At 38.9% G+C, this 11,475-nt stretch carries 7 protein-coding genes and 1 pseudogene; 3 read left to right on the top strand and 5 right to left on the bottom strand.

Going from position 1 to position 11,475, the window contains the following annotated elements:
- Nucleotides 1–1,505, bottom strand: a pseudogene (locus BLS35_RS28005) (hypothetical protein); the annotation flags it as partial.
- Between the two features lie 377 nt (nucleotides 1,506–1,882).
- Between BLS35_RS28005 and BLS35_RS27400 the strand changes: the two are divergent.
- Nucleotides 1,883–2,515, top strand: a complete 633-nt coding sequence (locus BLS35_RS27400; RefSeq protein ID WP_090787932.1) for a response regulator transcription factor — start codon at nucleotides 1,883–1,885, stop codon at nucleotides 2,513–2,515.
- Nucleotides 2,516–2,539: 24 nt separating this feature from the next.
- Here BLS35_RS27400 and BLS35_RS27405 read toward each other — a convergent pair whose 3' ends face one another.
- Nucleotides 2,540–3,169 (bottom strand): LuxR C-terminal-related transcriptional regulator, encoded by a 630-nt coding sequence (locus BLS35_RS27405; protein ID WP_090787935.1) that lies wholly within the window; start codon nucleotides 3,167–3,169, stop codon nucleotides 2,540–2,542.
- Between the two features lie 292 nt (nucleotides 3,170–3,461).
- On the opposite strand from BLS35_RS27405, the gene BLS35_RS27410 reads away from it, so the two are divergent.
- On the top strand, nucleotides 3,462–4,094 hold the full coding sequence (locus tag BLS35_RS27410; RefSeq protein WP_090787937.1) for a response regulator transcription factor: 633 nt from the start codon (nucleotides 3,462–3,464) through the stop codon (nucleotides 4,092–4,094).
- A gap of 32 nt (nucleotides 4,095–4,126) precedes the next feature.
- Complete coding sequence (locus BLS35_RS27415; protein ID WP_165973424.1) at nucleotides 4,127–6,085, top strand: ATP-binding protein; 1,959 nt, start codon at nucleotides 4,127–4,129, stop codon at nucleotides 6,083–6,085.
- A gap of 208 nt (nucleotides 6,086–6,293) precedes the next feature.
- Here the strand turns inward: BLS35_RS27415 and BLS35_RS27420 are convergent, their stop codons facing one another.
- The 3 genes from BLS35_RS27420 to BLS35_RS27430 all read right to left on the bottom strand — a co-directional run.
- Nucleotides 6,294–8,246: an OmpA family protein gene (locus BLS35_RS27420; protein WP_165973423.1), complete on the bottom strand. Its 1,953-nt coding sequence runs from the start codon at nucleotides 8,244–8,246 to the stop codon at nucleotides 6,294–6,296.
- A gap of 34 nt (nucleotides 8,247–8,280) precedes the next feature.
- Nucleotides 8,281–9,291 (bottom strand): PorP/SprF family type IX secretion system membrane protein, encoded by a 1,011-nt coding sequence (locus BLS35_RS27425; RefSeq protein WP_090787946.1) that lies wholly within the window; start codon nucleotides 9,289–9,291, stop codon nucleotides 8,281–8,283.
- A gap of 42 nt (nucleotides 9,292–9,333) precedes the next feature.
- A partial coding sequence (locus BLS35_RS27430) for a DUF7507 domain-containing protein (protein ID WP_139205900.1) occupies nucleotides 9,334–11,475 on the bottom strand: 2,142 nt, incomplete at its 5' end.

Raw genomic sequence — 11,475 nt, forward strand, 5'->3', positions numbered from 1 at the left:
GTACCAGCAGGCCCCTGAATCCCTTGCGGACCAGCTATACCCTGCGGACCAGCAGCACCAGTTGCACCGGTAGCTCCTTGTGGCCCTTTAATATTCCCATTAGAAACCCAGGCCGTACCATTGTAAACATAGGTTTCTCCTGTAGTCGTATTGATGTAGGTATCACCAGTAGCCCCTGTATCTGTGGGAGCTATAGTACCACTTGTTACTGAAGTACCGTTAGTACCATTGGTTCCGTTTGTACCATTAGTTCCAGCTGGACCAGTTGCACCTTGTGGACCAACAGCACCAGGAACTCCTTGAGGCCCCTTGATGTTGCCGTTAGGAACCCAGGTCGTACCATTATAAACGTAGGTTTCACCTGTAGTCGTGTTGATATAGGTATCACCAGTAGCTCCTGTACCTGTTGGTGCAATAGCACCACTGGTTACGGATTTACCATCAACACCGTTCGTCCCATTTGTACCGTTAGTGCCTGCAACACCTTGCGGACCAGTTGCACCGGTAATTCCCTGAGGACCTTTGATATTGCCATTAGAAACCCAGGTCGTACCATTATAAACGTAGGTTTCACCGGTAGTGGTATTGATATAGGTATCACCAGTAGCTCCTGTACCTGTTGGTGCAATGGCACCACTGGTTACGGATTTACCATCAACACCGTTCGTCCCATTTGTACCGTTAGTGCCTGCAACACCTTGCGGACCAGTTGCACCGGCAGTTCCCTGAGGACCTTTGATATTGCCGTTAGAAACCCAGGTCGTCCCATTGTAAACGTAGGTTTCACCGGTAGTGGTATTGATATAGGTATCACCAGTGGCTCCTGTACCTGTTGGAGCAGTAGCACCACTGGTTACTGATTTACCATCAACCCCATTTGTCCCAGTAGCGCCTTTAATATTCGTCCAACTATTTGTTGTTGGATTAAAAACCCAGGTTCCACTATCATTATTTACAATAGTAACTCCAACTCCTGGTCCTCCAACAGTACCTGGGGTGCCGGGGCTTCCAGTTTTTCCAAGTTGATTTTCAACAAGAATAGCCGTTGAACTTCGTACGAACACCCATTTTGTACCATCGTTATAATAAATTCCTGGCACAACATCATTGACGGTTGAGGTATTGTAAACCATCATACCTGTAACATGAGCTGTAAGTGGTGCCGCCTCAGTTGTGCGAGTTAAGCCAACTCGTGTATGAAGTATACCTTTATTCTTACTTTCTAGTTCTAACAATGCATCCTTATTAGGTAGATTGCTACCTGATACTGTACCATCTTTTACTTTCTGTTGAGCTGACGCCATTGTGTAGAATCCAAGTATTAAACCTGTCCACATCACTTTTTTCATGGCATTAGTTATGCGATAATTAATAAATTTTTTAAAACTATTGGTTTTACATACTCCACTTAAATAGAGGTAGTCTCCAATTAATAAACTAAAGATTCTTTTTTGATAAGCATGGCTTTTTTTCGTAGAGAGCAGAGATCGTAATTTTATCTTCATAAAAGATGCGATTGATGAACGTTTTAGATATTTGTGAGCAACTAAAATTAACATCAAAGTAATAAGTCAACGACATAAATGCAAATTTTACACAAAAAAATGCTATATAATTCAATAAAATAACAAAAATATGCTATATAAAATAACAAAAACTTGCTATATATAACGACAAAAACGTGCTATATCTAATAGCAAAGACAGAAGCATTTTTTCAGTACCCCTGAAAATAAAGGAGAAAAAAAGAGATAAAGTCATCTCAGTTTAGCAACAAGAATTTGCTATTGTATAATGTACAAATAACATCAATTAGTTATTAAAGCATATATATATAAGTTACCTCCATCCAATCCTTTACTTTTGCAATATTAGAACCATTTATGAGAAAAACTCAAGCAATTGCAATTGTCTTTGACGACCACCTTCTATTCGCAGATTCCTTTTCAGCACTTGTTGAGCGGCTAGACCTTTTCCGTTCTGTACACACAATTAGCGAAGAAAGAGAATTAATTTCTTTCTTAGTTAAATATTATGAGTCGCCTATTTACCTATTTTTAGACTATTACCTTAAAAACAAGAATGGTCTGCCACTAATTAACGAAGCCAGAAGATTAAGCAAGCACATTACAATTATTGTAATTAGCTCCGTAATCAGTCCCAATACTATTACAAATATTCTGAGCTACAATCCAGAAGGTTTTGTAAGCAAATCATCAGGTTTTAATACCATAGTTGAATGTCTTACCATAATAAGCCAGGGCAGGCAATATGTGTCTCCTACAATTAGTGATATTATCTCGAGCACAACCCCAACAATAAAGTTACCATTCACAGCGCGGGAACTAGAGGTTCTTCACTATTTTGCACAAGGGTTATCGATTGCTCAAACCGCTGAACAAACACATCTAAGCAAGCATACAATTGTAGCACATCGCCGAAAGATGATGGCGAAGGTAAAAGTCAATTCTATCACAGAACTATTGTTTTATGCACGCAAGCAGGAGCTGATCTGATCTGATCTTCAGAATGGGCTTAGTTTAATTAGAATTTAACCTCATTAAAGCCAATAGCTCTCCCTTACTATTGATATTTAATTTTCTATAAATTTTTTTCAGATAAAATCTTACAGTATCAATTGAAATATTATGTCGATATGCAATAAGCTTATAGCTTAAGCCGTCAATTACTGCATCTACCATTTGCTGTTCCCTGTAAGATAATTCAGAAAGTCGTTTTCTTGTACATAGAACATGATCAAATAGTAATTTCGTATAAGCAGGACTAATATAACAACCACCATCCATCACAGCACTAATAACGGTTGCCAATTTATCTTGATTTACTTTTTTTAAACATCCTCTAGCACCGGCGTGTATATATTTTAATAGGGTATCTTTATCATCTATATCAGAGACAAGTATGATCGAACAATCAGGATAGCATGAAAGTACGTTTTCGATGACTTTTGTACCGGAGATGTCAGGAGAATCTATATCAAGTAGAAGAATGTCTGGTCTAGAAGTACGCGGAATTACGTTTTGAAAAGATTCTATGGTAGTTTCGAATACTATTTCTATGATTTTTTCTTGAAAAACCACAAGAGAAGCAATAAATGCTCTTCTGATAAACTCACGGTTACACATTATACCGATTTTTATCCCATTCATTGATTATAATTATTGTAGGTTATCCTCATAAAAGATTAAGGTTGATGTAAGCTTTTAGCTATTCATGATCAAGTCTGATCACGCTAACCGTCTAAAATTAATATTACTAAACTCAAGTAAAACAGACACATGTATATTATAACAACATCATGCTAGACAATTTATCATAATAACATTAATTCGCTAGTAATTCAGTCAGCAACAAATTGGGATATTCAAGTAGGCGTACTAAAATACTTATGTACATTTATACTAGATATAATTCTATACTTTTACTACTTTAGGCTAATTTATGGAGAAAACTAACGCTATTGCCATTGTCTTAGATGACCATCTTTTATTTGCTGATTCTTTCGCGGCACTGATAGAACGGTTAGAACTTTTCAGCGATGTTCACATACTCAATGATAAAAAAGAATTAACAAAATTTATCATAAAACACTCAAAAAAAAGCGTTTACCTATTTTTGGATTATTATCTTAAAAATGAAAATGGTCTTATGCTTATCAATGAGATAAAGCGTTTGAATCGACAGCTCAGGATAATTATAATGAGTTCAACAATAAGCCCTGCGGTAGTTACAAGTATTTTGGATTATAAGCCCCAGGGATTTATCTCCAAATCATCTGGATTCGACACTATACTCCAATGCCTGACGACCATAGCAGATGGTCATCAGTATTTATGCCCCGTAATCAGTCGAATTGTTGATCAAATAGATAACACAAAAAAAATAGCATTTACATCCCGGGAATTGGAGATTCTACAGTACTTTGCCCAAGGATTATCCATTGCCCACACTGCCGAGAAGACGTATCTCAGCAAACATACGATTGTAGCACATCGGCGCAACATGATGGCTAAGATAAATGTAAATTCCATTACCGAGTTATTGTCATATGCGCGTGAGCAGGAATTAATCTAAACATGGTCTGAAAAATTTATATGATAAACCCAATGAGAAACAAATTTCGCCTGTTTTCAAGCAATCTATCTCTACTTTTCTTATTTTTTCTGTTAATCAGCAAAACTACTGCGGGACAATCAACAGTTCGGGCAATAAAGGAATTTGAAAAGCTGGCTAAGGCTTACCATGCAGATCGTATTTCTGCCGACAAATACCTAGACAGCACCTATTCTTTAACACAAGAACTTGTGAGTGAAGGAACCGAATTTAAAACGCAGGAATTGGTAGGTCTTCTTAGTTTGTATAAAGATATTGCCTGGGGGAAAAAGGAATACGGACGACAACGTGTAAAGTACTTTAGGGCATTGGTGGATAATGCAGAGATATTCGGACAAACAGGTGCGGCTATGTATTATAACGAAAAACTATCCCAGGAATTGGCAAAAAATGGCAAAATACGTCCCTTGCTGGTAGATGTTTTTAAAGTCAAGGCTTTCAATGAGCAAGGTTTATACGATAAAGTGATCTCCACCTATAAGGATAAAAAAAAATACATCGAGCACTTGCCCGAACAGTTGCGGAATAATAAAACCGACAATGTAAATGGAATGTATGCTATAGACATCTTAGCTGTGGCCATCGAAGCCTATATAAAGACCAGAGATACTACGGCTGTTTATCGAACAGCCCTGCTGGCCGATCAAATTGGCAACATGCTCAAACGCAAATACCCAATAAACAGGCAACACATGCTTTACAATGACTTTTATGCGCTGATAAGACACCACGACATTGCTCTTCTTGAGCATAATCAAATCAAAGTGGGGATGTTACTGGATAGCATACAAACACTAAAAACTACGTATGAAGACCAGCCAATGTCTTTTATAGAAGTCCCGCTTTACCAAATGAAGATGGATCACTTCCTGGTTTTAAAAAATCTGGATAGCGCCCGCTTTTATATCAAAAAACTCGCCTCACTTCCCAATTTTTTTAAAAGCCAGCAACCGATACTTGATGAATACAAAGCCCAACTACAGGCTGTACAGGGTAATTTTCAAGGAGGCTATACATCGCTAACCGCTGCACTGGCAAATGAACGAAAAGCGAAAGCTGTGTTGATGGCCGAGATGGATGCTATGCTATACGCCTATACCGAAGCTGAAAACACGAAGATTGAACTCCGGAAATCAGAAGAAGTCAAACAGCAACGTACCAATTGGTTAGTACTCATTTCAATTGCAGCATCTATTTTCATACTAAGCATCTACCTGGTTATGATATATCGAAGCAGGAAGGCAAGAAAACAGGTAGAAGTACTCAACAACGTAGCCAATATGCAGATCATTGCCATGGAGGAAGCAAAACACCAGGCGGTAAGAGAAGAACAACAGCGTCTTGGACAAGACCTCCACGATGGTCTTTCATCATCTATTGCTGCCATCCGGTACCAATTGGAGGTCCTATTGATGGATACCAATGATATCGCCCTAAGAAACAAATTGAGTATGCTCCAGCACGAAACTGAGAACGCCTATAAAGCAGCCCGAAACAAAAGCCATGAATGGTTCCATGCAGGAGATGAACAACAAGAACAGTCATTTGAAAAGCAGATTAAACTACTTACAGATAGTTCCCTCCCTGATAGCCGCTACAACAAAACTATACAGATCGACAATAGCTCTTTAATCCATGTGGATATGGATACGCGAATTGCTTTACTCCGCATTATCCAGGAGGCGATCACCAATATTATCAAACATGCCAAGGCTAAAAATGTTGGAATCTTGATTTATGAAGAAGAAGATACCCTCTTACTGACGATCAGTGATGACGGAATTGGCTTAGATGAAAAGAAATCCAGAAATGGAAATTCAACTATGGGTTTGCAATCCATCCGCCGCCGCGTTCAATCCCTTAACGGTGAGACTAAAATACATTCAGATGCAAATGGAACCGAAATAATCGTATCCATTCGATTAGCAACATGGGAATCCATCGCTCAGTAAGATTTGATACGGAGGACCAAAATCAAGTATTTTCGCCTCGGCTTGTTTACATCGAATAAGAAAAATGACCACAACTAGGTGGCCATTTAACTCTCAGATCTAGCTTTTCTACCTATCCCTCAATAAGTCAAGCTATTCGAAGATGAGATTTTCTTAAGATGTATTTAAAAATATTCTAGTTTTATTTTCTAAATCAAACACGAAATATCTAGTGTTTGATTATTTTAAACTCAGTACGCCTATTGACCTGGTGTTCTGCTTCCGAACATTTCAGCCCATTTTTACAACGATTCAATAATTGTGTTTCTCCATATCCTTTAGCTGTTAAACGAGTTCTTGAAATTCCACGGCTAACTAGATAATTAACGACAGAACGTGCACGTCGTTGAGAGAGATCCAGGTTATAAATATCTACTCCGCGACTGTCAGTATGCGAGCCCAATTCAATTTCGAGTGTGGGGTTATCGCGTAATGTCCGTACCAGTTCATCGAGAATTTTCGCGGCATCCTTACGAATGTTATCTTTATCAAAATCATAATGGATATTTTGAATGGCAATGGTTTTTCCAATTTCAAATAACGGTTCTAAGCGCAGGGTTACACTTAAGGTATCTGATTTGGTTAAACCTTTGGTACTTATTACAGTAGAATCGCTGTAAAACTTCTCTTTTTGCCCAAGTACAGTATAGTCAGTTCCTTTGGTCAATTCAAAAAAGAAAGTTCCATCCATTTTACTGCTTTGTTTAGCCACTATTTGACGACCATTTGCATATAAAGTGACTGTGGTAGCCTCTAATATTTCTCCCGTTTTCTTATTAACAGTTAGGCCTTTCAAAGCCAGGATCATTTTAGGCTTGATATTGATGAAACTGTAGATATCGTCATTTCCTACCCCACCCTTACGGTTGGAAGAAAGATAACCCATTACTTCATTTTCGTTCGTAAAATTGGTAATGAAAGCAAAATCATCGCCAGGAGAGTTTATCGGAAATCTAAGATTAACTGGTTTAGACCAACTGTTTTTTGCACCCTTTGCGGAAAATATATCTAAACCACCCATTCCAGGTAGCCCATTACTGGAGTAATATAAAGTACCATCCGCCGCGATGTTAGGAAACATCTCTTCCTGGCTAGTGTTAATTGCCGGACCAGCGTTCTGAGGTTTCCCCCAGTTACCATCGCTTTGTAACTCGCAATACCAGATGTCTGTCCCACCTAAACCACCGGGCATATCAGATACAAAGTATAATGTTCTTTCATCCTGACTTAAAGCTGCATGACCAACAGAATATTTTTTAACATCATTGTAAGGAAAAGAAGTAGCCTCATATTTGCCATTGTTTGCCTTATAGAAATACAGCTCCAGATTATTGGTCCTGAATTTCGTTCTATATTCTTTACTAATTTCACCTGCCTGACCAGGGTAAGTCCTGGTAACATAAAATACATTTCCTCTCTGATTGCTAATGATGGGACCCACATGGTAACTTTCATCGTTATATACAGACTTATCAATCAGTTTAGAACTTAAGCTATTATCTGCTGCGCGATTGGCAGTAAATATTTTTAAAAAAGGATTACCGCTACGGCCATCTTTCTGTTTCAACAACCCTTGACCAGGTTCTGCGGTATAATAAATTTCATTACCGATTGGAAATACGCCAAATTCTGCATAAGTGCTATTGATCTGAGCTTCATTTTTTATTTTATGAGCGGTAGGTTTAGCCATCCAAACCAACGCAGAGTCGCATCCGGCAATTTCATTATTGACTCTTTTAAGATCGCCAGTTTTGTCAGCATAGGACTTTAAAACCTTTTTAGCTTCAGTATAGCGGGAATTAGATTTGAGTATAGCCCCGTATTTGATCAGATTTTCAGCTTTACTATCCGGAGCGTTCACTACTCTAGCGTACCAATTTTCTGCGGCCTCATAGTCATTGATCTTTTGATAACAATCCGCCAGCCGCTCCAGAACTGTCAGCTTTGGTTTTTTGGTATCAGCCAACTTCAAATATATTGAAGCTGCATTTGCATACTTATACTGAGCATATAATTGATCTGCCTTATTTAATAAACTGGGTTGCTCCTGCGCTACAGCAACATTAAAGAAACAGCTTAAACCCAGAAGGAAAATGTATCCCGTATATTTATTACTTATCATTTTAATTGTTTTTAATCGATATACATTATTCATTTTAAAAGAATCTAGGACTAAGCAGGCGCTTGTTTTTCCTAGGAAAGGTCATGCCGATTGTAATCTCGTGCGTCCCATTCTGCATGCTACTCAACTTACTGATTATAAAATCATAAGAGTACCCCATTCTAAATCTCTCGTTAAAATAAAATTGGGTAATCGCTGATATGGAATTCAGATTACTCAGTGACTGTCCCTTTTGATACTGTTTTTTCCAAAGGTCTACACCAGTCCTATAAGATCCGCCAAGCCAGAAACGCTCATTAAAAATTACCATCCCACCTAAGTCCAAACTAGAAGGTCCTTTAAAATCTTCCTTGAAAAGAATACTTGGACGAAGTTTAGTGTCTTCTGATAAATTTATTAAGGTTCCAGCAATCAGGTAATAGTGTCGCTGGCGTTTGATGTTTTGTACTGTACCCTCATTCTGGTTGAAAAGTCCATTGGATTGATTTGCTGAAAATAAGTCCATCGCAGATAAACCAATGTAAAATTTTGGATTATAGTAATAGACTCCAAAACGAACATCAGGGATGGTGTTGCTAATTTTTCCTACAGGTAGGTTTGTATCTTCACCATCAACCGGTCTTAATTTATTTCCATCCAATCCGTATTGCGTAATACCAGCTGCCAGACCAAAGCTTAGTCTCTGTGTATCATCGGCATCAAGTCGTAGCCTGTAGGCATAATTTGCATAAATTGAAGTCGCAGTTTGTGGACCTAATCTATCATCAGTAATCTGAAGTCCCAGCCCTACGTTCTTACTATCGTTTATGGTTCCATCAATTGAGATTTGACCGGTTCTAGGGGCACCATCGATCCCAGTCCATTGACTTCTTAAGGCAAGCTGGGCAAACCAATCTTCCTTGTATCCTGCATATGCCGGGTTCACGCTTAATGAATTAAATATGTATTGAGTGAATTGGATATTTTGTTGTGCCTTCGCCTGAAATAAACTTGCGATAGAAAATCCAAAACCCAGAATAACTTTTTGAATGATATGTTTGTTCATAATGTAGTTTTATATGACCTAATTCAATCTGGTCGTTTCGACTTATCTTTTTATTAATACCCAGCCTTTATAAACTTCCTGTTTACCATTATTGCTCATTCTTAGCAAATAGTAATAAGTTCCTTCGTTCAATCCGTCGCCTGTCCAGGTATTTTGGTAATTCTTGTTTCGATAAACCTCGTTGCCCCAACGATTGAAAATAGTCAGCTCGACATTGCTGAAGTTTTCCAGTCCAACAATGACGAAATTGTCATTCTTACCGTCCCCATTTGGAGTAATGACGTTAGGTATGAAAAAGCCTTTAACATTTAAGTTTACTATAGCAACATTACTCCAGTTTCCATTTTCATCTTTAATACGGTAGCTGAAAGTGTCTTTGCCTGTATAACCACTATTGGGCAAATAAGTAACCGTACCGTCAGCATTAATTCTGAGCGTGCCATGTTTAGGCTGCTCGGCAATTTCTAGTCCAGATTTATCAAAAGGAGAACCATCTGGTTTATCATTACCAGAAACCGGAATATTAACTTCGGTATTCCATTGCGTTTCTGCTGAATCGTCAGTTGCTACAGGTTTCGTAGGTACAATGGTCACTGTAACTTTTGCCGGGGTTGACACCTGACCATTTTTGTCTTTTACAGTATAAGAAAAATCATCTACCCCAGCGTAGCCGGCATTGGGTTTATAGCTAACTGTACCGTCTGTATTAACAGTTACAGTACCATTTTTCGGTGGAGTGGTAATGACTATACTACCCGGTACTACTGGACTACTACCAGGTACATCATTGTCCAACACCAAAATTTTAACTTCAAAATTCTGCTTGGTTTCAGCAGCATTATCATTTGCTACAGGAGGTTTTGCAACAGCAGTTACTGTAGCAATATCATCAGCATTACTCGTCCCTGATTTGTCCGTTATGATCTCGTTTTTTGGGTCAGTACCACTTACAGTGGCCTGGTTACTCACACTTCCTCTAGCAATATCGCCTGCTGTAATCGTATACCTTTCCACACGAGTAACCGATGTTCCGGGTAATAGAACACCAGGAATACCTATTGAGGACGCACTTACTAAGGGATCACTTAATACAAGGTCTTTTAAACTTACATTCCCCGTATTGGTTACGGTAAAAGTATATTCAATCTGATTGCCTAAAACAAACGCGCCATTTTCTCCTGTTCCAACATTGGTGACTTTCTTAATCAATGCTATCGCCGGATTTTGTTTAATCTCAGTAATCGTGCATGTTGGACACGCTGGATCAACGGGAGCACCAGGGTATGCCGGGTTATTATCCACAGATGTTGCCGTTACATTCCCATCTTTGGGATCTTTTGCTGCGGCATTAGCAATATTATATACAAAACCTTTATCCAGGTCTGCCTGAACCAAAGTATGTTTTGCAGTAATAGTTATTTCCGCCCCTACATTTAAGTTAGCAATGGTATTAGGTGAAATACTTCCAACATCAGCGTTAGTATCCGTAATGATCACACTCTTAAGTGTAACATTACCAGTATTTTTAACTTTTAATGTATAGGTAATTACATCTCCAATATTATTGTATGTTCCTGCTGTTGTATTTTTAGTCAGACGCATACCAGGCGACGATGGCAATGGTGTAATCGTACAGCTCGGACAGGCCGGATCTATAGGCGGAACACCAGGAGTACCACCCGCAGCGTTACCACTCTCCGACTCATCAGTTACCGGATTGTTCGAAGGGTCTTTACCTGATGCTGTGGCCAGGTTATACACTCCACCTTTATCTACATCCGCTTGTGTTAAAGTATAAACTGCGGTAAAGCTCGTATTGTCAACCGCGTTTGGCGCAAGAGATATTGGCCCACCGCTCACCGTCACTTTTGGATCGCTGATGCTGATATCCGTCAGACTCACGTTACCGGTGTTCTCTACTTTAAAAGTATAGTTGATCTTATCACCAACGTTTACTTTTCCGTCACCGTTGCTATCTGCATAAGTACCGGTTTTGGTTAAACGCATACCAGGCGATGATGGCAATGGTGTAATCGTACAGCTCGGACAGGCCGGATCTATAGGCGGAACACCAGGAGTACCACCCGCAGCGTTACCACTCTCCGAAACATCACTTACTGGATTGTTAGATGGATCTTTACCTGTAGCTGTAGCCAGGTTATAAACACCACCTTTATCTATATC

This window comes from Pedobacter sp. ok626, from assembly GCF_900100435.1.
In the GTDB taxonomy this organism is placed as follows: domain Bacteria; phylum Bacteroidota; class Bacteroidia; order Sphingobacteriales; family Sphingobacteriaceae; genus Pedobacter.

What these genes read in the sequence shown, in the direction of transcription:
- BLS35_RS27400 (WP_090787932.1), top strand. Translation starts at nt 1,883, where the DNA reads ATGAGAAAAACTCAAGCAATTGCAATTGTCTTTGACGACCACCTTCTA.
- BLS35_RS27405 (WP_090787935.1), bottom strand. Translation starts at nt 3,169, where the DNA reads ATGAATGGGATAAAAATCGGTATAATGTGTAACCGTGAGTTTATCAGA.
- BLS35_RS27410 (WP_090787937.1), top strand. Translation starts at nt 3,462, where the DNA reads ATGGAGAAAACTAACGCTATTGCCATTGTCTTAGATGACCATCTTTTA.
- BLS35_RS27415 (WP_165973424.1), top strand. Translation starts at nt 4,127, where the DNA reads ATGAGAAACAAATTTCGCCTGTTTTCAAGCAATCTATCTCTACTTTTC.
- BLS35_RS27420 (WP_165973423.1), bottom strand. Translation starts at nt 8,246, where the DNA reads ATGATAAGTAATAAATATACGGGATACATTTTCCTTCTGGGTTTAAGC.
- BLS35_RS27425 (WP_090787946.1), bottom strand. Translation starts at nt 9,291, where the DNA reads ATGAACAAACATATCATTCAAAAAGTTATTCTGGGTTTTGGATTTTCT.